This window comes from Variovorax sp. P2_H12 (assembly GCF_056403395.1).
In genome coordinates, this window is sequence record NZ_JBFUFO010000012.1 from 1 (window position 1) to 21,648 (window position 21,648).

Annotated in this window: 24 protein-coding genes; 6 read left to right on the forward strand and 18 right to left on the reverse strand. The window is 68.5% G+C overall.

What is annotated here, in order from left to right:
- From AC1DYK_RS10295 to flgB, 10 genes are all read right to left on the reverse strand, one after another.
- Positions 1–234, reverse strand: a 234-nt coding sequence (locus AC1DYK_RS10295) for a chemotaxis protein CheW (protein WP_478166192.1), incomplete at its 3' end; no start/stop codon positions are given.
- Between the two features lie 60 nt (positions 235–294).
- Positions 295–1,287, reverse strand: coding sequence for a flagellar assembly peptidoglycan hydrolase FlgJ (gene flgJ, locus AC1DYK_RS10300; RefSeq protein WP_478166193.1), 993 nt, complete (start codon positions 1,285–1,287; stop codon positions 295–297).
- Between the two features lie 8 nt (positions 1,288–1,295).
- Positions 1,296–2,492 carry a flagellar basal body P-ring protein FlgI gene (locus tag AC1DYK_RS10305; RefSeq protein ID WP_478166194.1) on the reverse strand — a complete coding sequence of 399 codons (1,197 nt, stop codon included), beginning with the start codon at positions 2,490–2,492 and terminating at the stop codon, positions 1,296–1,298.
- A 2-nt stretch (positions 2,493–2,494) separates the two neighbouring features.
- Entirely contained in the window at positions 2,495–3,166 is a 672-nt protein-coding gene (locus tag AC1DYK_RS10310; protein WP_478166195.1) for a flagellar basal body L-ring protein FlgH, read from the reverse strand.
- Positions 3,167–3,261: 95 nt separating this feature from the next.
- Positions 3,262–4,044 (reverse strand): flagellar basal-body rod protein FlgG, encoded by a 783-nt coding sequence (gene flgG, locus AC1DYK_RS10315; RefSeq protein WP_478166196.1) that lies wholly within the window; start codon positions 4,042–4,044, stop codon positions 3,262–3,264.
- 28 nt (positions 4,045–4,072) lie between these two features.
- Positions 4,073–4,816, reverse strand: a complete 744-nt coding sequence (flgF, locus tag AC1DYK_RS10320; protein WP_478166197.1) for a flagellar basal-body rod protein FlgF — start codon at positions 4,814–4,816, stop codon at positions 4,073–4,075.
- Positions 4,817–4,862: 46 nt separating this feature from the next.
- Positions 4,863–6,071, reverse strand: a complete 1,209-nt coding sequence (gene flgE, locus AC1DYK_RS10325; RefSeq protein WP_478166198.1) for a flagellar hook protein FlgE — start codon at positions 6,069–6,071, stop codon at positions 4,863–4,865.
- A 79-nt stretch (positions 6,072–6,150) separates the two neighbouring features.
- Positions 6,151–6,837, reverse strand: coding sequence for a flagellar hook assembly protein FlgD (locus AC1DYK_RS10330; protein ID WP_478166199.1), 687 nt, complete (start codon positions 6,835–6,837; stop codon positions 6,151–6,153).
- Between the two features lie 21 nt (positions 6,838–6,858).
- Positions 6,859–7,254, reverse strand: a complete 396-nt coding sequence (gene flgC / locus AC1DYK_RS10335) for a flagellar basal body rod protein FlgC (RefSeq protein WP_478166311.1) — start codon at positions 7,252–7,254, stop codon at positions 6,859–6,861.
- 38 nt (positions 7,255–7,292) lie between these two features.
- Positions 7,293–7,700: a flagellar basal body rod protein FlgB gene (flgB, locus tag AC1DYK_RS10340; protein ID WP_478166200.1), complete on the reverse strand. Its 408-nt coding sequence runs from the start codon at positions 7,698–7,700 to the stop codon at positions 7,293–7,295.
- Between the two features lie 212 nt (positions 7,701–7,912).
- Here flgB and flgA point away from each other — a divergent pair, with 212 nt between their 5' ends.
- The 3 genes from flgA to AC1DYK_RS10355 all read left to right on the forward strand — a co-directional run bounded on the left by flgA (position 7,913) and on the right by AC1DYK_RS10355 (position 9,460).
- Positions 7,913–8,617 (forward strand): flagellar basal body P-ring formation chaperone FlgA, encoded by a 705-nt coding sequence (gene flgA, locus AC1DYK_RS10345; protein WP_478166201.1) that lies wholly within the window; start codon positions 7,913–7,915, stop codon positions 8,615–8,617.
- A 112-nt stretch (positions 8,618–8,729) separates the two neighbouring features.
- The gene (flgM, locus tag AC1DYK_RS10350) at positions 8,730–9,008 is read left to right on the forward strand and encodes a flagellar biosynthesis anti-sigma factor FlgM (protein WP_478166202.1); all 279 of its coding nucleotides are present in this window, start codon (positions 8,730–8,732) and stop codon (positions 9,006–9,008) included.
- Positions 9,005–9,460, forward strand: a complete 456-nt coding sequence (locus tag AC1DYK_RS10355; RefSeq protein WP_478166203.1) for a flagella synthesis protein FlgN — start codon at positions 9,005–9,007, stop codon at positions 9,458–9,460. The genes flgM and AC1DYK_RS10355 overlap by 4 nt, the downstream gene beginning before the upstream one ends.
- A gap of 41 nt (positions 9,461–9,501) precedes the next feature.
- Here AC1DYK_RS10355 and AC1DYK_RS10360 read toward each other — a convergent pair whose 3' ends face one another.
- From AC1DYK_RS10360 to AC1DYK_RS10370, 3 genes are all read right to left on the reverse strand, one after another.
- Positions 9,502–10,635, reverse strand: a complete 1,134-nt coding sequence (locus tag AC1DYK_RS10360; RefSeq protein WP_478166204.1) for a zinc-binding dehydrogenase — start codon at positions 10,633–10,635, stop codon at positions 9,502–9,504.
- A 44-nt stretch (positions 10,636–10,679) separates the two neighbouring features.
- Positions 10,680–12,059 carry a type II toxin-antitoxin system HipA family toxin YjjJ gene (gene yjjJ, locus AC1DYK_RS10365; RefSeq protein WP_478166205.1) on the reverse strand — a complete coding sequence of 460 codons (1,380 nt, stop codon included), beginning with the start codon at positions 12,057–12,059 and terminating at the stop codon, positions 10,680–10,682.
- A 101-nt stretch (positions 12,060–12,160) separates the two neighbouring features.
- Complete coding sequence (locus tag AC1DYK_RS10370) at positions 12,161–13,474, reverse strand: hemolysin family protein (protein ID WP_478166206.1); 1,314 nt, start codon at positions 13,472–13,474, stop codon at positions 12,161–12,163.
- 23 nt (positions 13,475–13,497) lie between these two features.
- Here AC1DYK_RS10370 and AC1DYK_RS10375 point away from each other — a divergent pair, with 23 nt between their 5' ends.
- Positions 13,498–14,352 carry a symmetrical bis(5'-nucleosyl)-tetraphosphatase gene (locus AC1DYK_RS10375; RefSeq protein WP_478166207.1) on the forward strand — a complete coding sequence of 285 codons (855 nt, stop codon included), beginning with the start codon at positions 13,498–13,500 and terminating at the stop codon, positions 14,350–14,352.
- 236 nt (positions 14,353–14,588) lie between these two features.
- On the opposite strand, the gene AC1DYK_RS10380 is transcribed toward AC1DYK_RS10375, so the two are convergent.
- The 4 genes from AC1DYK_RS10380 to guaD form a co-directional block, all read right to left on the reverse strand.
- Positions 14,589–16,046, reverse strand: a complete 1,458-nt coding sequence (locus AC1DYK_RS10380) for a DEAD/DEAH box helicase (RefSeq protein WP_478166208.1) — start codon at positions 16,044–16,046, stop codon at positions 14,589–14,591.
- Between the two features lie 75 nt (positions 16,047–16,121).
- The gene (gene ypfJ, locus AC1DYK_RS10385; protein ID WP_478166209.1) at positions 16,122–16,997 is read right to left on the reverse strand and encodes a KPN_02809 family neutral zinc metallopeptidase; all 876 of its coding nucleotides are present in this window, start codon (positions 16,995–16,997) and stop codon (positions 16,122–16,124) included.
- A 67-nt stretch (positions 16,998–17,064) separates the two neighbouring features.
- Complete coding sequence (dcd, locus tag AC1DYK_RS10390) at positions 17,065–17,631, reverse strand: dCTP deaminase (protein ID WP_286371529.1); 567 nt, start codon at positions 17,629–17,631, stop codon at positions 17,065–17,067.
- A gap of 54 nt (positions 17,632–17,685) precedes the next feature.
- The gene (guaD, locus tag AC1DYK_RS10395) at positions 17,686–18,975 is read right to left on the reverse strand and encodes a guanine deaminase (protein WP_478166210.1); all 1,290 of its coding nucleotides are present in this window, start codon (positions 18,973–18,975) and stop codon (positions 17,686–17,688) included.
- A gap of 183 nt (positions 18,976–19,158) precedes the next feature.
- Between guaD and AC1DYK_RS10400 the strand changes: the two genes are divergently transcribed.
- Together AC1DYK_RS10400 and AC1DYK_RS10405 are read left to right on the forward strand one after the other, a co-directional pair.
- Positions 19,159–20,304 carry a glycosyltransferase family 4 protein gene (locus AC1DYK_RS10400; RefSeq protein ID WP_478166211.1) on the forward strand — a complete coding sequence of 382 codons (1,146 nt, stop codon included), beginning with the start codon at positions 19,159–19,161 and terminating at the stop codon, positions 20,302–20,304.
- Positions 20,301–20,963 carry an acyltransferase gene (locus tag AC1DYK_RS10405; RefSeq protein WP_478166212.1) on the forward strand — a complete coding sequence of 221 codons (663 nt, stop codon included), beginning with the start codon at positions 20,301–20,303 and terminating at the stop codon, positions 20,961–20,963. Before AC1DYK_RS10400 ends, AC1DYK_RS10405 begins: the two co-directional genes overlap by 4 nt.
- 12 nt (positions 20,964–20,975) lie before the next feature.
- Here AC1DYK_RS10405 and AC1DYK_RS10410 read toward each other — a convergent pair whose 3' ends face one another.
- Entirely contained in the window at positions 20,976–21,578 is a 603-nt protein-coding gene (locus tag AC1DYK_RS10410) for a short chain dehydrogenase (protein ID WP_478166213.1), read from the reverse strand.
- Between the last annotated feature and the right edge of the window lie 70 nt (positions 21,579–21,648).

Sequence of the window (21,648 nt, forward strand, 5' to 3'; positions counted from 1 at the left end):
GTCGATGATCGGAACGATGATCCCGCGCAGGTTCACCACCCCCTTGATGTACTCCGGCGCGTTCGCGATCCGCGTCACCGCGTCGTACCCGCGCAGCTCCTGCACCCGCTGGATGTCGATGCCGTATTCCTCCTCGCCCAGCGTGAAGGTGACCACCTCCAGCCGGTTCGCGTTCGCGAGGGCCGCGGAGGCAGCGCCACCCGCATGTGTTTGAAGGCTCGTGATCTCTGCCATGGGATTCCTTTGGGCTGTGAAGGGTTGTTCGAACGAGGAACGCCGTGCTCGCGCCGGCGCTCAGACGAACTTCTGCATGATGCGAACCAGTTTCTGGCCGTACTGCGGATCGGTCGCGTAGCCCGCGCGCTGCAGACCGTGCGCGGCTTCGGTCGGGTCGTTGGTCGCCAGCACGTTGGCGTAGCGCGGATTGCGGGTCATGAAGCGCGCGTAGTCGGTGAAGGCTTCCTCGTAGGAGCCGTAGGCCCTGAACTTCGCGCGGATGCGCTGCGGCTCGCCATCCACGTATTCGGTGGTGGTGGTCTCGACCACCGGTCCCTGCCAGCTGCGATCGGCCTTGATGCCGAACAGGTTGAAGCTCTGCGTGCCGTCGTCGGCGCGGATCTCGCGCTTGCCCCAGCCGGATTCGAGCGCGGCCTGCGCCAGGATCAGCGGGGCCGGCACGCCGCTGGCGGCACTCGCGGCCTGCGCCGAGGCGCCCATGCGGTTGACGAAGCTGTCGACGTGGCCCTGCAACGACGCGACCGCCCCAGCCGCACCGCCCGAGCGGTCGTTGTTGACCTGGTAGGCGCTCAGGTCGACGCGGCCGGTCGGCGTCGAAGGCGAGGAGCCAAGCGGGATGCCGGCCTGCGGCGACAGCGGCAGGCCGCCGCGCGGCGCCAGCGACAGGCCGGCCGGATTCGGATCGCCATCGCCCGCGCCGGCAGAGGCCGCCCGCTGCAGCTGCGCCAGCATCGCCTCGGCCAGCCCCAGGCCGCGGCCCGAAAGGTTCTGCGACAGCTGCTGGTCCAGCATCGACGTGTAGATCTTCTCGTTCTGTCCATCGAGCAGGCCGCTCGACGGCGTCGCCTCGCGCATGCTCTTGAGCACCATGTTCATGAACATGGCCTCGAACTGCCGCGAGACCTGCTTGAGGCCCTCCTCGGGCGAGGTGCGCACGGTGCGCCGCAGCGCATCGACACCCTGGACATCGAGCGCGAAGCGCTGGTCCAGCGCGCCGGCGCGGCTGGCCGCGTCGCTGCCCGACCCTGAATTGGCTGCGGAGATCGCCATGTCCGGCCTCAGATGATCTCGAGCTCGGCGCGCAGGGCACCGGCCGTCTTCATGGCTTGCAGGATCGACACCAGATCCATCGGATTCGCGCCCAGGGAGTTGAGCCCCTTGATCACGTCGGCCAGCGAGGCGCCGCCGCGCACCATCTGCAGCGCGCCGCCGGGCTGGTTGATCGAGATCTCCGAGACCTGCGAGGCGACCGTGCGGCCACTCGAGAACGGCCCCGGCTGGCTCACCACCGGCTCGGTGTTGATGACCACCGACAGGCTGCCGTGCGCGATCGCGCAGTCGTTCACCCGCACCGCCTGGTTCATCACCACCGAGCCGGTGCGCGCGTTGATCACGACCCGGGCCACCGCCTGCGTCGGCGTGACTTCCAGGCCTTCGAGGCGGGCCAGGAATCCGACCCGCGCCTGCGCGGAGGCAGGCGCCCGCACGCGGATCACGCGGGCGTCGACCGCCTCGGCCGTGCCGCTGCCGAACTGGCGGTCGATCGCCTCGACCGCGCGCTGCGCGGTGCCGAAGTCGGAGCGCATCAGTTCGAGCGTGAGACCGCCGTCGCCGCCGACCGCGGCTTCGACCACGCGCTCGACGGTCCCGCCGGCGGGAATGCGGCCCGAACTGAGCTGGTTGATCTGGACCTTGCTGCCGTTGGCCGAGGCGCCGGCGCCGCCGACCACCATGTTGCCCTGGGCGATCGCGTACACCGCGCCGTCCACGCCCTTGAGCGGCGTCATCAGCAAGGTGCCGCCGCGCAGGCTCTTGGCGTTGCCCATCGAGGACACGGTGACGTCGATGGTCTGTCCCGGCCGCGCGAACGACGGCAGCGTGGCCGTGACCATCACCGCGGCGACGTTCTTGAGCTGCATGTTCACGCCCTGCGGGATCGTGATGCCGAGCTGCTGCAGCATGTTGTTCAGGCTCTGGGTCGTGAACGGCGTCTGCATGGTCTGGTCCCCGGTGCCGTCGAGGCCCACCATCAGGCCGTAGCCGATCAGGGCGTTGTCGCGCACGCCCTGGATGCTGGCGAGCTCCTTCAGGCGCTCGGCCTTCGCGGGCGGAGGCAGGCAAAGCGCGAACAGCACCGCGAAGCCGACGCCGGCTGCCGCCTTGACGAAGGCCGGGATCCGGGAGCGCCGCGGCGCCGGCGCGCCGTCCTGCGAATGGGTGGCCACGCGAGGTGGACTGGACAGGGAATGTGTCATGGTCAGAAGGGCATCACGTTCAGGAAAATTCTCTGCATCCAGCCCATGTGCTGCGCCTCGTCGATGTAGCCCTTGGCCGTGTATTCGATGCGCGCGTCGGCCACCTGTGTCGACAGCACGGTGTTGTTGCCGGTCACCGTGCGCGGGTTCACCACGCCCGAGAAGCGGATGAACTCGGTGCCCTGGTTGATACCCATCTGCTTCTCGCCGCTGACCAGCAGGTTGCCGTTGCCCAGCACGTCCACGACCGTGACCGTGATCACGCCGGTGAAGGTGTTGGCCGCGTTGGCACCGCCCTTGGCGACGAGTGCGTTCTTGCCCGAGAGCTTGGCGTCCTGGTCGCGCAGCAGTCCGCCCAGCACCTTGGGAATCGAGTCGAAGGCCGCCGAGACGCTGCCGTCGCGGCTCGCGTTGGCGCCGGAGTTCTTGCTGGCGTTGAGCCTCTCGCTGATGACGATGGTCAGGATGTCGCCGACGTTGCGTGGCCGGCGGTCCTCGAACAGCGCGACGCTGCGATTCGTTTCCTGGAAGATCGAGCCACTGGCTTCGCGCGCCGGCGAGATCGCCTGCGGTTCCGCACGCGCCGTCATCGGCTGGTGCACCAGCGGATCGCGCGGGATCTGCGCGCAGCCCGTGGCCAGCAGCACCGCACCCATCGCAAGCAGCGGTCCCATTCCAGGAACACCGCGGAACCGGCTTTGCCGGCCCGCTGGTGTTGCCCCCGGCGAGGGGGTGGGCGGCCACACGAAGTGGGCAAGCCTGGGGGTGATCACAGTTGCGCCAGCCTTTGCAGCATCTGGTCGGAGCTCTGGACCGCCTTGCTGTTGATCTCGTAGGCGCGCTGCGTCGCGATCATGTTGACCAGTTCCTCGACCACGTTGACGTTCGAGGCCTCGACATAGCCCTGGCTCAGGATGCCGGCGCCGTCGAGTCCCGGGTTCACGAGATTCGGCGCACCGGACGAATCGGTTTCGTTGTAGAGGTTCTCGCCCTTGCTCTCGAGGCCAGCCGGATTCAGGAAGGTGGCCAATTGCAATTGACCGACCTGCACCGTGGCCGTGCTGCCGGCCTGGGTGACCGTGACGATGCCGTCGCGGCCGACGGTCATGCTGGTCGCGTTCTGCGGGATCGTGATCGCCGGCTGGATCGTGAAGCCGCTGGCGGTCACGAGCTGGCCGTCCCGATCGGTCTGGAAGGAACCGTCGCGCGAGTAGGAGGTGGTGCCGTCCGGCATCAGCACCTGGAAGAAGCCCGCGCCGTTGATCGCCACGTCCTTCGGGTTGTCGGTCTTGGTCATGTTGCCCTGCGCGTGGATGCGCTCGGTGGCGACCACGTGCACGCCGGTGCCGACCTGCAGGCCCGAGGGCAGGCGGGTCTGGTCGGAGGTCTGGCCGCCGACCTGGCGCAGGTTCTGGTACATCAGGTCCTCGAACACCGCGCGGCTGCGCTTGAAGCCGGTGGTGCCGACGTTGGCCAGGTTGTTCGACACCACGTCGAGCTGCGTCTGCTGGGCTTCGAGGCCGGTCTTGGCCACGTAGAGGGAACGAATCATTGAATTACTCCTGCGGGGGTGTTGCGGCTCAGCCGTAGGCCAGCAGCTTGTTGGCCGACTGCGCGTTGGTGTCGGCGGTCTGGATCGACTTCATCTGCATCTCGAAGCTGCGACCGTTGGCGATCATGGCCACCATGGCCTCGACCGGATTGACGTTGCTGCCCTCGACCATGCCGGCGGCGACCACCACGTTGGCATCGGCCTCGGCCGGCGGCAGCCCGTCGCGCATGCGGAACAAACCGTCTTCGCCGCGCACCAGGCTGGCGACGGGCGGGTTGACCAGCTTCAGGCGCCCGACCTCGGCCACGCCCACCGCCGGATCGCCGGCGCCACGCGCCGCGATCGAGCCGTCGGATGCGATGGTCACGGTCGAGCCGGGCGGGATCACCAGCGGACCGCCGTCACCCACCACCGGCCGCGCGCCCATGGTCATCACCTGGCCGTCGGCACCGACCTGCAGGTTGCCGACGCGGGTGTAGGCCTCGCCGCCACCCGGCGTCTGCACCACCAGCCAGCCTTCGCCGCGCACCGCGACGTCGAGGTCGCGGCCGGTTTCGGTCAGCGGGCCATGCGTGAAGTCGGCGCCCGGGGTGGTCGCGGCCACGAAGGCGCGCGTCGGCGCTTCCTCGCCCACCACGGGCACGGCGCGGAAGTTGTTGATCTGCGCCCGGAAACCCGGGGTCGAGACGTTCGCCATGTTGTTGGCGACCGAGGCCTGCTGTTCCATGGCCTGCTTGGCGCCGCTCATGGCGACATACAACATTCGATCCACTGTGTGCTCCTGGTAGTGAGGGACTGCGTCTGCTCAGGGCCGCGCGTCAGCGGATGTTCATCAGCGTCTGCATCACCTGGTCCTGCGTCTTCACGGTCTGCGCATTGGCCTGGTAGTTGCGCTGCGCGACGATCAGGTTGACCAGTTCGGACGTCAGGTCGACATTGGAGGACTCGAGCGCGCCCGCGGCCAGCGAGCCCTGCTTGGTGCCTTCGCCCGGGGTGCTGGTGAGGGCCGAGCCCGAGGCCTGCGTCTCGGCATACATGTTGTCGCCCTTCGGCTCGAGCCCGTTCGGGTTCGCGAAGGACGACAGCACGACCTGGCCCATCAGCTTGGACTGCTCGTTGGAATACTTGCCGGTGATGGTGCCGTCCGGATTGATCGAGAACGAGGTCAGCACGCCCGAGGTGTAGCCGTCCTGGCTCAGCTTGCTGATGCCGTTGGAGGCGCCGACCTGCGTCGTGCCGGTGAGGTCGATCGTGATGTTGACCGGCGACGAGCCGTTCCCGAAGTTCTTCGCCGGGAGGACGATCGTTCCGCCCGCCGGCGCCGTGAGATTGCCGTTGGGACCGAAAGTCATGCTGGACAGCGCGCCGGCGGTGATCGCCGTGCCGTCGTAGGTGCCGTGGGCGTCCCAGCCGGCCGCGGTCTTCACGAAGTAGACCGACAGGTCATGCGGATTGCCCAGCGAGTCGTAGACTGGTCCGACGGCGTTGGAGTAGTTGAAGGTGGCCGAATCGGTCGCGTCGAACGGCGTCTTTGTCGGCACCGTGCTGCGCGAGTCGAGATTGAACTCGGCATCGACGCCGGTGGTCGCATTCGGCATCATGGCCTGGGTCGGGATCTGGATGGCCGACGGCGTGCCGCCGTTGATGCCGCCGCTGGCATTGACGCCGTAGCCGGTCAGGCGCAGGCCATTGGCGTTGACGATGTAGCCGTCCTTGTCCTTGGTGAACTGGCCATTGCGCGTGTACATGACTTCGCCGCTGGTGCTGGACATGCGGAAGAAACCGTCGCCGCTGAGGATCGCGACGTCCAGCGGACGGCTGCTGCTCTGCGTCACGCCCTGCGTGAAGTTCTGCACGATGCCCGACACCGAGGCGCCGAGCCCGATCCGGGAGCCGGCATAGATGTCCTGGAAGGTCGCGGCCGCCGACTTGAAGCCGATGGTGCCCGAGTTGGCGATGTTGTTGCCGATCACATCGAGGTTCGCGGCGGCCACGCCGAGCCCGCTGACGCCTTGGGAAAAGCTCATGATGAATCCTTGGTTCGAAGCATTGAAGAGAGGGCCCGCGGCCGGAAAGCCGCCGGCGGATGAAAACGCGCGACGCTCCTCAGAGGAACATCCGCACGTCGGACAGCCCGATGCTCTGGCCCGATGCCAGTTCGAGAGTGACGCCGCTGGCGCCCTGCTTGACCGCTGCCACCTGGGCAAAGGTCAGCGCCGTGGCCTGGACGGCGGTGCCGCCGTTGCTGGCGGCCACGGCAAACTTGTAGCTGCCCGCCGGCACCACGTTGCCGGCGTCGTCCTTGCCGTCCCAGGTGACGGCGTTGACGCCTTCGGTCATCGAGCCGGCCTCGATCGTGCGCACGGTCTTGCCGGTGGCGTCGACGATCTTGATCTGCACATCGCCGGCCGAGCCGGGCAGCTGCACCGCGAAGGCCTGCACCGCCGGGTCCTTGCCCTCCTCGGGCGCCTTGGTGGCGAGGGTGTTGCCGGGCGACAGCACGCTGTAGCCGATCAGCGAGGCAGCCTGCAGCACCTGGTTGGAGCCGGTCTGGCTCACCAGGCCCGACAGCGTGCTGTTGAGCTTCTCGATGCCGCTCACCGTGCTCATCTGCGCCAGCTGTGATGTCAGCTCGGCGTTCTGCATCGGGCTGAGCGGGTCCTGGTTGTTGAGTTGCGTGACCAGCAGCTTGAGAAAGCGCTGCTCGCTGTCGGCATTGGAGGCGCCGGCGGTGCCAGCCGCTGCGCTGGCTGCATTGGCGCCGGAAATGGAAGAGGTATCGGAGATGGCCATGGAAGCTTTCTGGGATGTTGTTTACTGGCCGACGGTCAGCGTCTTGACCATCAGCGTCTTGGCGGTGTTGAGGACCTCGACATTGGCCTGGTAGCTGCGCGAGGCCGAGATCATGTTGGTCATCTCCTCGACCACGTTGACGTTGGGCATCGCGACGAAGCCGTCGGCATTGGCGTGCGGGCTCCGGGGGTCGAAGACCAGCTTGGCGGGCGCCGAGTCCTCGATCACGCCGGCGACCTTGACGCCGCCGATGTCCTGCCGGCCCGAGGCCGCGACCTCGAACACCACCTGCTTGGCGCGGTAGGGCTGGCCGTCGGGAGCGGCCGCGCTCTCGGCATTGGCGAGGTTGCTCGCGGTCACGTTCATGCGCTGCGATTGCGCGGCCATGGCGGAACCCGCCACGTTGAAGATGTTCATGGAAGTGCTGGGAAACGGCATGGCGTTCTTTCGTCTTCCTACTGCTGCACAGCGGCCAGCAGCGTCTTGATCTTGGCGCCGATCACCGTCAGGTTGGACTCGTAGCGCAGCGCGTTGTCGGCGAAGTTGATGCGCTCGGCATCCATCTCGACGGTGTTGCCGTCGATGCTCGACTGGCTCGGCACGCGGTAGAGCAGATCCTGGTCGGGCATCGCCTTCGCCTCGCCGGCCATGTGACGCGACGAGGTGGTCGCGAGCGCAAAGGACTGCGACTGCCGGCCCTGCTCCACGGCCTGCGTCAGCCGGCTCGCGAAATCGAAATCGCGCGCCTTGTAGTTCGGCGTGTCGGCGTGGGCGATATTGGCGGCCAGCACCTCCTGGCGCTGGGCCCGCAGATTGAGAGCCTCGCGGTTGAAGCTGAGTGCCGCATCGAGCTTGTCGATCATGTGGTTCCATCGGTTGGCATCGCGTCCGCACAAGACGGCATGGCGACTGATGGAAAGCGAGTCTATGCACGCATCGCGTTTGCAATGGGCTGAACAAAGGGGCATTTCGCCGGTACTTCGCGCCATCGCCCCGAGGGATCGATTCCTAGAATCACCTGGCGCCGGTGCGCTTCCCTCTCTTCAAGCACCTGCGCGTCTGCGAGAGACCGCCCATGCCACAACGCCCATCCTGGAAACGCCTTTCGCGCATCGTGCTGCCCGGCCTGATGGCACTCGCGGGCGCTTCGCCCGCAGCGGCAGCGCCCGCGCTGCCCGAGGGCGCGCGGTCCGCGATCGACCGGCTGCTGCACAAGCAGACCACCGGCCTGCCCGGCAAGGTCACGTTCAGCGTGAAGCTCGCGGGCGCGCTGCCGGCCTGCGAGGACTTCGAGGCCTTCCTGCCCAACGGCACGACGCCCCGGGGACGAATCTCCATCGGCCTGCGCTGCCGCGGCGACAGCGCCTGGACCCGGTTCGTGCCGGCCCAGGTCGCCGTCGAGGGCCGCTACTACGCCGCCGCGCGCGCGATCGAGGCGGGCGAGGCCCTGGGCGCCGCCGACGTGGTCGAGCGCAGCGGCGACCTCGGCGACCTGCCGCGCTCGGTGATCACCGACGCCTCGGCGCTGCAGGGCGTGGTGGCCGCCAACCGCATCGCCGCCGGTGCGCCGCTGCGCAGGGAACTGATGCGCGGCGTGGTCGTGATCCAGCAGGGCCAGACGGTGCAGCTGGTGGCGCAAGGCCAGGGCTTCATGGTCAGCACCGAAGGCAAGGCCATGACCCGGGCCGAGGTCGGCGCGACCGTACAGGCCAAGACCCGCGACGGCCGCCTGCTCACCGGCGTGGCCGCCGAAGACGGGCAGATCCGGCTGGCCCAGTAGATAGAACCGGTCTGGTTTTCCACCTGGGCTGCCGATCGAAATTTGTGCAAACTTCAGCCTAAAGTTCTTGCTGCGTCCGCCGATATACGGGTCAGCCCATTGAGGAATCATCTTGAAAATCGATCCCCCCGGCCCCTCGGCCACGCCTTTCAACCGCCCGGCCAAGGCGGCTGCCGCCTCCACGAGCGGTGTCGCTGGCGCCGCGGCGCCGGTCACGGGACAGGTTCACGCCATGCCCAGCGCGCCCGGTGGCAGCGACTTCGACGCTGCCCGCGTCGCGGCGATCCGCGAGGACATCCGCGCCGGTCGCTACGAGGTCCACCCCGAGCGGATCGCCAGCGGCCTGCTGGCCAGCGTGCGCGACCTGCTCGACCCTGGACTGAAGCCATGAACACCATGCTGCTCTACCTGCACGCAGAAAAATCCTGCGTCGAGGAGTTCCTGGGCGTCCTCGACCAGGAAGAGCAAGCCATGGCGAATGCCCGCTTCGGCGAACTGCCCGCGCTCACCGAACAGAAAGTCGCGCTGCTGGACCGCATGGCCACGCTGGACCGCCAGCGCGAGACCGCACAGGTGGCGCTGGGATTCGAACCCGGACCGGACGGCGCCGATGCGGCCGCGGCGGCCGCCGGCGAGCCCACGCGCCAGGCCTGGGTCTGCCTGCTGGCGCTGGCCGAAGAGGCCAAGGCACGCAATCTGCGCAACGGCTCGATGGTGCACTCGCACCTCGATTTCACGCAGCGCGCCCTGCACTTCCTGCAATCGAGCGTCCAGCTGTTCTATGGCCCGGACGGTGCTCGCAAGACGGCGAGCGGCGGCGGCAACCGCCTCGCCCTGGGGTAGCACAAAACACCCCCGATGCGCCTGCGGCGCTGGGGGTGTCTCTATTTGTTGGGATTCAGCAGGGCCTTCTCGCCGGTCGCGTGGCGGGAATAGACCGCGATCCGGTCCAGGCTCAGCGCCTCGACCAGCGAGAGCTCCGCGGTGTAGCGGCTCGCGAACGTGGTCTTGAGCTCGGCCGCCACGCGCGCCTTGAGCTTCGCCGCCCCGTCGGCCCCGATCTTCTGCAGGAACGGGAACAGCAGCCAGCCCCCCATGCCCCACGCCATGCCGAAGCCGCGCGTGAACTCGGTCGGCCCGCGGTCGAGGCCACCGTAGATGTAGACCTGCTTGTGGGTGGGAGAACCATAGCGGCTGTACTCGACCGCGGTCTTGTTCAGCGCCACTTCCATGCAGGTCAGGATCTGGCCCGCCAGCGTGCCGCCGCCGATGGCGTCGAAGGCCAGGGTGGCGCCGGTGGCGACCAGCGCATCGGTCAGCTCCTGCATGAAGGTCGGCGAGGCGGCATTGCACACGTACTTGGCACCGAGCGCGCGCAGGATGTCTTCCTGCTCCTTCTTGCGCACGATGTTCACCAGGGCGATGCCGTCCTTCAGGCAGATCCGGTTCAGCATCTGGCCGAGATTGGAGGCTGCGGCCGTGTGCACCAGCGCCTTGTGGCCCTCGCGCCGCATGGTCTCGACCATGCCGAGCGCGGTGAGCGGGTTGACGAAGGCCGACGCGCCCTCGGCCGGGGTCGTGCCTTCGGCCAGCGGCATGCACTGGGCGGCGGCGATGCAGCGGTACTGCGTGTACATCGCGCCGCCGAGCACCGCCACGGTCTTGCCGAGCAGCGCCTGGGCCTCCGGCGAGGCACCGGCGGCCACGACCACGCCGGCGCCCTCGTTGCCGATCTGCATCGACTGGTCCAGGCGTCCGGCCATGCTCTTCCTCGCGGCCTCCGGAATGCTGGCGGTGACGACCGGCCTCGACGCCGTGCCTGACGCCTTGGCCGTGCGCAGGTCCGCGGCGCCGAACAGCAGGCCGAGGTCCGACGGATTCATGGGTGCGGCCTCGACTCGCACGATCACTTCGTGGGCGGCGGGCTGGGGGATCGCCTCCTCGGTCAGGGACAGCGTCAGTTCGCCGTTGCGGCTGACGAGGGAGCGAAGCTGGAGGGTGGTGGCGGGCAGGGTCATGGGGGGCGTCTCCGGGCTGGGCGGGCCAGTATAGGAGCGGTGGATCAGGCTTGCTCGGCGCGCTGCCGCAGCAGCACGGCGTTGTTCGCGCTGAGCTTGCGGAAGGCTTCGCTGATGCGCCTGTCGGCGGATACCCGCCTCCAGAACATCAGTGCCGCCTCGCAAGCGGCGGTCCATGACGCGCGTTGGGCGGGCAAGGGCAGCGGTGGCAGGAACGCCCGGCCCGGCAACTCCCCGCCCGCCAGCGGCGCATAGAGCATCGGCAGCATGTCGTAGACCGGCGCCAGCGCCAGGGCGCCTTGCGGCCGGAAACTGAGGTTGCCCAGATGCATGTCGCTGTTGGCGATCAGCCGTCCGAACCACCAGAGATGCTGGATGCGCGATTCATCCTGCGCCGAGAGCCATCCGAGGCCGGCCAGCCGGGCCGCCAGGCGGGTCCAGTCGACCGCACTTTCCCCGATCAACGCGGCATTGACCGTGTCGAGACTCACGAGGCGGCTGCGGCCGAAGCTGCCGAGGCGATCGAAGCGCTCCACCTCGAGGAAGGTGCGGCCCGCCTGGGCGACCACGCGGCTGCGCGCGCTCTCGACCCCGGGCATCGTCGCGGCGCATTCCAGCGCCAGGTGCTCGGCCACCAGCAGGTCGGCCCAGCGCCGCACCGCGGGCGAGCCGTCGGCCCCGGAGAACTTCACCAGCACATGGGGCGTCGCCTGTCCGTCCAGGTCTCGCAGCGCCGAGAACTTGGGAAACTCACCCGCAGCGCTCGATCCCGGCACGCCCTGGGCGATGGCTTGTTCGGCCAGCCGCACGTAGGCGGCGCCGACCTTGGCGCCCGGGATCGGCTCGGGCTCCGAACCCTTGGCCTGCAGCCAGCGCTCGCAGGCCAGGTCGCCCAGGATCAGGTTGCCGCTCACGTCCGAGCCGCTGCGACTCAGGACGAACAGGATGTCATCGTCCGACCATTCGCCCGGGTCCGACGACACCTCCAGCCGCTGATGTTCCGCGCGCGCGAACTGACGTCCCATGTAGCCCTGGGGCCGCATGTCGTACAGCGGATAGGGAAGCCCGTCCCACCAGCCGTCCCGCGCCTCGTCGACCACCGGCCAGCCGGCGGCCTCGATCGGCATCAGCGCGCCCTGCGGCGCCAAGGGTGCCAGGCACGCGGCGAGCGTGGCCCGGCCGTCGCCATCGATTTCGTACAAGGGCAGATCGGAAGGGTCGCCGCGCAGCGGACGCCTCAAGGCATAGCGTGCGCGGCGCGCCTTGCCGCCGCTCACGACACGGTCGCCGAGCGCCTGCAGCAGGCGATGCAAGGTCGGCACGCTGACGCCCATCCCACCAGCCAGTTCGGCCGCACTGGCCCTCGGGCGTCGCGCCAGCGCGGCGGCCAATCGGTCGGGAACGGCGCGATGGCGGGATTCCATGACGATGAGAAGATTCTTGAGAAGATTCTTTTCATTCTCCCACAGGAGAATTCAGCGTCACGACCCCTATTTTTCGAGAAGATTCTCGAGCGATTCGAAACTCAAGGCGCGAGATCGGCCGCCCCCGCGTCCGGGAATGCCAGCACGCGGTCGATCCGCCTGCCCTCCAGCGCCGCCACCTCGAAGCACCAGCCCGCGCAGTCGATCCGCTCGCCGACCTCCGGCAGCTGGCCCGAGACGAACATCAAAAGCCCCGCCACGGTGTTGTAGCGCCCGCGATCCTCGTCCGGCAGCTCGCGGATGCCCAGCCGCGCGCGCAGTTCCGAGACCGGCATCAGCCCGTCGAGCTCCCAGACCCCGTCGGGACGCTCGCGGGCCCAGGCTTCGGCATGCGTCGCCACCTGCAGCTCGCCGGTGATCGCCTCCAGCAGGTCGCGCGGCGTCATCAGGCCCTGCACCACGCCGTACTCGTCCACCACGAAGACCAGCCTTCCGGCGCGCGAGCGGAACTGCTCGAGCAGTTCCATGCCGGTCAGCGTCTCGGGCACGAACACGGCCGGCTGGGCCGCCTGCTCCACCGGGCCCTCGTGCGCGGGACCCAGACGCAGCAAGTGGGCCACGCTGATCACGCCCACCACGTCGTCCAGCGAGCTGCGGCACACCGGGTACCAGGAATGCACCAGGTTGAGCGCGCCGGCCGCCGACACCTTCTGCAGGCTCTCGGCCACCGTGGACGAGGCCTCGAGCCATTCGATGTCGGCCCGCGGCACCATCAGCGACGACAGGCGCCGATCGTCCAGGTGGAACACGTTGCGCACCATCTGGTGCTCGTGCATCTCGATCACGCCGGCGTCGACGCCCTCTTCCAGGCTGGCGGAAATCTCTTCCTCGGTCACCACCCGCGCCGCGTTCGAGTCGATGCGCAGCAGCTTCAGAATGGCGGCCGTGACGCTCGACAGCAACAGCACGAAAGGCTTGGCCCCGGTGGCGAGGCCGCGCATCGGCCGGGCCACGAAGCGCGCCACCGGCTCGGGGTAGAGCTGGCCGATGCGCTTGGGCACCAGCTCACCGAAGACGATCGTGAAGAAGGTGATGCAGCTCACCACCACCGCGGTCGACGCGACGCTCGCAGTGCCGGCGCCCATGCCCAACTGGCGCATCCAATCGGCGAGCGGCTCCGCGAAGGCCGCCTCGCCCACGATGCCGCTGAGCATGCCGATCGACGTGATGCCGATCTGCACGCTGGACAGGAACTGCGTCGGATCCTCCATCAGCTTGAGCGCCGCGGCGGCGCCTGCGTCCCCGGTCTCGGCCAGCGCCGCCAAGCGTGCGCGGCGGCTGGTGGACAAGGCCATTTCGGACATTGCGAACAACGCGTTGAGCGTGGTCAGCAAAGCCAGGAGAAAAACGTCCATGAAGGCGGGAGAGAATGGGGATCATGGCACTTTACTTGATCGGTGACGTGCAGGGCTGCGACGAGCCCCTGCGGCGCCTTCTCGACGACATCTCTTTTTCCCCCAGCCGCGACACCCTGGTGCTGCTGGGCGACCTGGTCAACCGCGGGCCGTCCTCGCTCGAGGTGCTGCGGCGCGTGCAGGGCTACGGCGCGGCAGCGCGGAGCGTGCTGGGCAATCACGACCTGCACCTGCTCGGGGTCGCCCACGGTGCGCAAAAGCCCGGCCGCAGGGACACCCTGGCCGCCGTGCTCGATGCGCCCGACCGCGCGGCCCTGCTCGACTGGCTGCGCCAGCAACCGATGGCGCTGCACCAGCGCGTGGGCGGCGGCGACCTGCTGATGGTGCATGCGGGCGTGCTGCCGCAATGGAGCGTCGAGGACACGATGGCCTGCGCGGCCGAACTCGAAGCGGTGTTGCGCGGTCCGTCGCTGGTCGACTTCCTGCGGACCATGTACGGCAACGAACCCGCGCAATGGAGCGACGCGCTGTCGGGCAGCGAGCGGCTGCGCGTGATCGTGAATGCCCTCACCCGGCTGCGCTTCTGCACGGCCAAGGGCCAGATGGAGTTTGAAAGCAAGGACGGCGCGGCGGCCGCGCCCGAAGGCTTCATGCCGTGGTTCGACGTGCCCGGCCGCAGGACGGCATCGGCCACGGTGGCCTGCGGACACTGGTCGACGCTCGGCTGGCTGTCGCGGCCCGACCTGCTGTCGACCGACACCGGCTGCGTCTGGGGCGGCTGCCTCAGCGCAGTGCGCATCGGCGCGACGCTGCGGGACCGGGAGCTGATCCAAGTCGAATGTAATGGCTCGCCCCCAGGTTGGGCTCACTTCGTGTAGCCCGCCCACCCCCTACCGGGGGCGCAGTCAGCGGCCCGGCGAAGCCGGTTCCGCGACTGCCCACCAACGGGCGCGCTGCGCGCAGCCGTAGAAAAACCCCAGCCCCAGATTCATCGGCCGGCGCAGCCAGGCCCGTTGGTGAAACACCGCGGAACCGGCTTCGCCGGGCCGCTGGTGTTGCCCCCGGTAGGGGGTGGGCGCCCCGACACGAAGTGCGGGGCAACCTGGGGGCGAGCCTAGTTAGATTTGAAGAGCGCAGCCACCTTGCGCTTGGTCTTGATGTTGGCCGAAATGCCGCGCGCGGGGGCGGCCTTGGCGGCGGCCTCCCAGGCCGGCTCGGCCTCGCGCACGGGGGCCTCGTAGGGCTGCTCGAAGAAGGGGTCGCGCGGCCCGGCGGGCGCGCGGTGCGGGCGGGTGCTGCGCACCGGGCGCGAATCGGCGCGCTCGCGCGGACGCTCCAGGGTGTCGAGCACGTCGCGCGCGTCGCCGGCCTCGCCCTCTTCGCGCCAGTGGCGGCGCCCGTCGTTGATGCGGCCGCGCGGACGGTCTTCCTCGAACTCGACCGGCTCGAGCTCGATCTTCTTCTTGATCAGTTTCTCGATGTCGGCCACCAGGCGCACGTCGTTGCCGCCGCTGGCGAAGCTCACCGCCAGGCCCGAAGCACCGGCGCGGCCAGTGCGGCCGATGCGGTGCACGTAGTCCTCGGCATTGAACGGGATGTCGAAGTTGAACACCGCCGGCACGTCCTTGATGTCCAGGCCGCGGGCGGCGACGTCGGTGGCGACCAGCAGGTCGACCTCGCCGGCCTTGAAGGCCGCCAGGGCCTTCAGGCGCTCGTCCTGGCTCTTGTCGCCGTGCAGCGCCGTGGTCTTGAGGCCTTCGCGCTCGAGCGAGCGCGCCAGCCGGGCGCAGCCCAGCTTGCTGTTGACGAAGACGAAGGCCTGCGTGATGCCGCGCTGACGCACGATCTGCTTGAGCGCGCGGCGCTTGTCGTCATCGCTGACGCTGTAGAAATGCTGCTCGACCGTGGAGGCCGTCTCGTTCGGCCGCGCCACTTCGATCGTGACCGGGTTCTGCAGGTAGCTGCCGGCCAGGCGCTTGATCTCGGGCGAGAACGTGGCCGAGAACAGCAGCGTGGTGCGCTGCTTGGGCAGGTAGGACAGGATGCGCTGGAGGTCGGGCAGGAAGCCGATGTCGAGCATGCGGTCGGCCTCGTCGAGCACCACGTACTCGACCTGGTTGAGCACCGCGTTCTTGGCCTCGATGTGATCGAGCAGCCGGCCCGGCGTGGCGACCAGCACCTCGACGCCCTTCTTGAGCTCGAGGGTCTGGGGCTTCATGTCGATGCCGCCGAACACCACCGCGCTGCGCAGGTTCGTGTATTTGGCGTAGAGCTTGACCTGCTGGGCGACCTGGTCGGCCAGCTCGCGCGTGGGCAGCAGCACCAGCGCGCGCACCGGATGGCGCGCGGGCGACGTGGAGGTGTTCTCATGCTTGAGCATCCGCTGCAGCAGCGGCAGCGAGAACGCCGCCGTCTTGCCGGTGCCGGTCTGCGCCGCACCCATCACGTCCTGGCCCGACAGAACCACCGGAATGGCCTGTTCCTGGATCGGCGTCATTGTCTCGTAGCCCATCTCGGCGACGGCGCGCGCGAGGGGTTCGGCCAGGGAAAGATTGGAGAAGGAGCTTGTCATGAAGCCCTCGATTGTCGCACTTTGGCGAAAAACGACAGTGACAGCACGGTAACTGTCGCTTTTCCCGCCCCGAAACTAGAGGGACTTGGAGGCGAAAGTGTCGCAATCCTGCATGTTGCCGGACTTGTAGCCGACCCCGAACCAGCGCTGGCGCTGGGCGCTGGTGCCGTGGGTGAAGCTGTCGGGCACCACGGCTCGGCCGGCGGAGCGCTGCAGGGCATCGTCACCGATCTTCTGGGCGGCATTCATGGCCGCTTCGATGTCTCCGGGATCCAGCCACTGCTTGGACTGCTGCGAGTGGTGGGCCCAGACGCCGGCCAGGCAGTCGGCCTGCAGTTCGACGCGCACGCTCATGGCATTGTTCTGGGCCGGGCTCAGGCGAGAGCGCATCTGGTCGACCTTGCCGGTGATGCCGAGTTCGTCCTGCACGTGGTGGCCGATTTCGTGGGCAATGACGTAGGCCTGCGCAAACACGCCGGGCGCACCGAGCTGGTTCCTGAGCGTGTCGAAAAAGCCCAGGTCGATGTAGACCTTCTGGTCGCCGGGGCAGTAGAAGGGCCCCATGGCCGACTGCCCGGTGCCGCAGGCGGTCGGCGTGGCGCCGCGAAACAGCACCAGCCGCGCGGGCGCATAGCTGCCGCCGTTCTGGCGAAAGAGCTCGCTCCAGACCACCTCGGTGTTCTTCAGCACGGTCGAGACGAAGGCGGCCTCGCGGTCCCCGGGCGGCGGCTTGTGGGCCGGCCCCTGCTGCTGCACCTGCGGTGCCGGCTCGCCGCCGCTCAGCAGGCCCAGCACGGTCAGCGGATTGATGCCGAAGACCCAGCCGGCGATCAAGGCCACCGCGATGGTGCCGATGCCGATTCCGCGCCCGCCGATCGGCAGGCCGCCCCCGCCACCGCCTTCACGGCGGTCTTCGACGTTGTCGGATTGTTCGTTGCCTTCCCATCTCATCTCGCGCTCCTTGCGGCCTGCCAGCCGGCCATCGCAGGATGGTACGCGCTCGCCAGGACCTTCGTCCTCAGGCTTTCGGAAGGGTGACGCCGCGCTGGCCCTGGTACTTGCCGCCGCGGTCCTTGTAGCTCACCTCGCAGACCTCGTCGCTCTCGAAGAACAGCACCTGGGCGCAACCCTCGCCGGCGTAGATCTTGGCCGGCAGCGGCGTGGTGTTGCTGAATTCCAGCGTGACATAGCCCTCCCACTCGGGCTCGAAGGGCGTGACGTTGACGATGATGCCGCAGCGCGCATAGGTGCTCTTGCCCAGGCAGATGGTCAGCACGTTGCGCGGGATGCGGAAGTACTCGACCGTGCGCGCCAGCGCGAAGCTGTTGGGCGGGATGATGCAGCTGTCGCCGTGGAAGTCGACGAAGCTTTTCTCGTCGAAGTTCTTCGGGTCGACCACGGTGCTGTGGATGTTGGTGAAGACCTTGAACTCGGGTGCGCAGCGGATGTCGTAGCCGTAGCTCGAGGTGCCGTAGCTGATGATCTTGTGGCCGTCCTGCTCGCGGATCTGGCCCGGCTCGAAGGGCTCGATCATGCCGTTCTTCTCGGCCATGCGCCGGATCCACTTGTCGCTCTTGATGCTCATGTCGGGGTCCTTCCTAGGGGCCGCTATTCTAGGCAGCGGCGCCCCCGGGTCCGCTCAGCCCGGCAAGGCCTGGGAAATCACCGTGCGCTCGATCAGCCGGTCGTCGCCCAGCACGATCAGCGAGAACAGCAGTTCCTCGAGGTTGTTCGCCAGCGCCGTCTTGCGTGCCAGCAGCGGCGTCGCCTTCGGGTCGATCACCAGGAAGTCGGCCTCGCAGCCCGGCTGCAGGTTGCCGATGACGCCGTCGAGGCCCAGCGCACGCGCCGCGCCGGCCGTGTGGCGCCACCAGAGCTGCGACGGCGCGATGCTGACGCCGGGCTTGGTCTGGCCCTCGCGGCCGACGTAGTAGGCGGCCAGCATGGTCGCGAACGGACTGAAGCTGGTGCCGCCGCCGACGTCGCTGGCCAGGCCGTAGGGGTAGCCGATGCGGTCGGCGCCCTCGAAGTCGAAGAAGCCACTGCCGAGGAACAGGTTGCTGGTCGGGCTGACGGCCGAGGCGGTGCCGGTCTCGCGCATCAGGCGCCGGTCGTCGTCGTCGAAATGGATGCAGTGGGCGTAGACGGCACGCTCGCGCATCAGGCCGAAGCCCGCGTAGACGTCGAGGTACGAACGGGCCTTCGGAAACAGCTCGCGCGCCCACTTGATCTCGTCCTTGTTCTCGGCCACGTGCGAATGAACCCAGGTGTCGGGATATTTCGCCGCCAGCTCGCCCGCACCGCGCAGTTGCGCATCGGTGCTGGTGGGGGCGAAGCGCGGGGTGATGGCGTAGCCCAGGCGATCCCGGTTGTGCCATTGGCGGATCAGTGCCTCGGTGTCGATCAGGCTTTGTTCGGTCTCGTCGCGCACGCCGTCCGGCGAATGGCGATCCTGCAGCACCTTTCCGGTGATCATGCGCAGCTGGCGCCGTCGGGCCGCCTCGAAGAAGGCCTGGACCGACTGCGGGTGCGAGGTCGCGAAGGTCAGCGAGGTGGTGACGCCGTTGCGCAGCAGTTCGTCGAAGAACACCTCCGCCACCTCGGCCGAATGGACCGGATCGGCGAACCGGCTCTCGGCCGGGAAGGTGTAGTTCTCGAGCCAGGGCAGCAGTCCGTCGGCGGGCGCGCCGATGATGTCGGTCTGCGGAAAATGGATGTGCATGTCGACGAAACCCGGTGCCAGTATCCGGCCCGGCCAGTGGGTGACCGGCACGGCGGGATGGCGGGCCGCGACGTCGGCGAAGGCGCCGGCGTCCAGCACCCGCTGGCGACCCTGGGCGTCGGGGCCGACGACCAGCAGGCCGTCGGAGTCGAAAACCGGCTGGCCGGCGGCGTCGAATCGCAAAAGAGAGGCACGGTAGGCTTGCATGCCCCCGAGGGTAAGGCGGCAACGCCGGGATGCAATGTGCTTGCTCGTATGGAGGCTATATGTCACAAAGAGGCCGACTGCCCGCGGGACCGGCGGCGTCGATCCGTCCAGCGGTCGAACATAATCCCGCAACCCTTTTTCTTACAGGATGACAGCTCGCGACGCCAGCGACACCCCCGAACGATGAAAGTGCTTCTCGTCGCGAACTACGAACCCGACGCCCAGACCAGCATGCTCGCCTTCCGGCGTGTGCTCGAACGCGAGCTTCCCCGCCTTGGCTGCGAGGTGCGCGTGGTCGCCCCGCCCCCGCGCGTGCAGCGCTTCGCCGGCTCGGGGCGCTGGCGCAAGTGGTTCGGCTACGTCGACAAGTTCATTCTCTTCATCCCCTCGCTGGCGCGCCATGCGCGCTGGGCCGACGTCGTCCATGTGACCGACCATTCCAACGCGATGTACATCCCATGGGTCGACAGCAGGCCCAATGTCATCAGTTGCCACGACGTGATCGCGGTGCAGGCCGCCCAGGGGATGGTCGAGGGCTGGAACGTCGGCTGGAGCGGCCGGCTGTTCCAGCGCTTGATCGTCAAGGGACTGGCGCGCGCCGACGTGGTGGCCTGCGCTTCGGACCTGACCCGGCGCGAACTGATCGCCCTGGACGTGGTCCGGGAGTCGAGGGTGACGACCGCACGCCACGGACTGAACGACGATTTTTCTCCGGTACCGCCCGAAGAGGCGCAGCCGCTGGTCGCACGCCTGGGGATCCCCGCCGGGGAACCCTACCTGCTCCACGTCGGCCTGGAACTGCCCCGCAAGAACCGCCGCAGGGTGCTCGAGACCTTCATCGCGCTGCGGCAGCGCGCGGCCGCCGAGGGCAGGCCCGCCATGGTCGAGCGACTGGTCTTCGTCGGGCCCGAGCCCGGGCCCGATCTGGTCGAACTGGCGCGCCAGCATGGCGTCGCGGACCGCATCACGGCGGTGCAAGGCCTCTCTCACCAGGCGCTGCGCGCGGTCTACGCCAGCGCGACGGCCTTGCTCTTTCCTTCGCTTCAGGAAGGCTTCGGCTGGCCGGTGATCGAGGCGCAGGCGTGCGGCTGCCCGGTGTTCACCTCCGATCTCGCGCCGATGAACGAGATCGGCGGGAACGGCGCCGTCTACGTGGACCCCAAGGATCCCGCCGCCATGGCCGCCGCGATCGAGCGCGCGGCGCCCCGCCTGGAAGAGATGCGCCGCCAGGGTCTCGCCAACGCCGAGCTCTACGCCCCGGCGCAGATGGCCGCCGGCAACGTGGCCGCCTACCGGCGCGCGATCGAAGAACGCGGGCAGCAGCCGTGAGAAAGGTGCTGTCTCTCGGGGTGGTGTTCCTTCCCTGGGTGCTGAAGCGCTGGGTGCTGCGCCGCTTCTGGGGCTACCAGATCGCGGACGGCGCGCGCATCGGCCTGTCCTACATCTTTCCGGGCCGGCTGGTCATGGGGGAAGGCGCCTACATCGGCCACCTGAACGTCGCCATCCATCTGGAACGGCTGGAGTGCGGTGCGCACTCCATCATCGAGCGCTCCAACTGGATCACCGGGCATGCGCTCGCGGGTGGGCACTTCAGGCACCGAACGCAGCGCGATCCGGTGCTCGTGCTCGGGGAGCACGCCGCGATCACGAAGTCGCACATCATCGACTGCACCGACAGGATCGAGATCGGCGCCTTCACGACCATCGCGGGCTACCACTCGCAGCTCATCACGCACGGCATCCACGTGGTCGACGGCCGGCAGGACTGCAAGCCGATCCGCATCGGTGCCTATTGCCTGGTCGGAACGCGGGTCACGGTGCTCGGCGGCGCGGCGCTGCCCGACCGATCGGTGCTCGGCGCGGGCTCCGTCCTCAACAAGGCCCACACCGAGGAATTCGCGGTCTATGCGGGTCAGCCGGCGGTGCGGGTCAAGGGCCTTCCCACCGACGCCGCCTACTTCCATCGCGCCAGCGGCTTCGTCGACTGACCCGCCCGCACTTCATTGCCAGACCCGGTAGACGCGCCCGGTCTGCGCCCCCTCGACGCTGCGGACGTAGGCCAGCGCCGCGCGCGCGGCGGGCACCGATTCGAAGCCGGGAAAGAAGCCGTCGTAGTCCGCCAGCGATTCGGTCAGCACCGTCGGGCTGACCGCATTGATGCGCAGGCCGCGTGGCAGCTCGATGGCGGCCGCGCGCACGAAGCCCTCGACCGCCGCGTTGACCGCGGTCGCGTTGGCCCCCTGGCGGATCGGCTCGTCGGCCACGATGCCGGTGGTCAGCGTGATCGAACCGCCGTCGCGCAGCGCGTGCTGGCCGAGCAGCGCCAGCCGCACCTGGCCGAGCAGCTTGTCTTGCAGGCCGAGGTTGAAATCGACCGGGCGCATCGCCTCGAGCGGGCCGAAGAACAGGCCGCCCGCGGTCGAGACGATCGCGTCGACCGGACCGACGGCATCGAACAGCGCGGCCACGCTGGCATCGCTCGTGATGTCGACCGGGTGGGCGCCATGCCGCCGGCCGACACCGACGACCTCGTGCCGGGGCGCCAGGGCCGACGCGACCGCGCTGCCAACGGCGCCGCTCGCGCCGACAAGAAGAATCTTCATAGGGAACTCCAGATCAATGAGACGAGGCCATTGTTTTACGAATCATTTATTCGATAAATGGTCTTTTGCT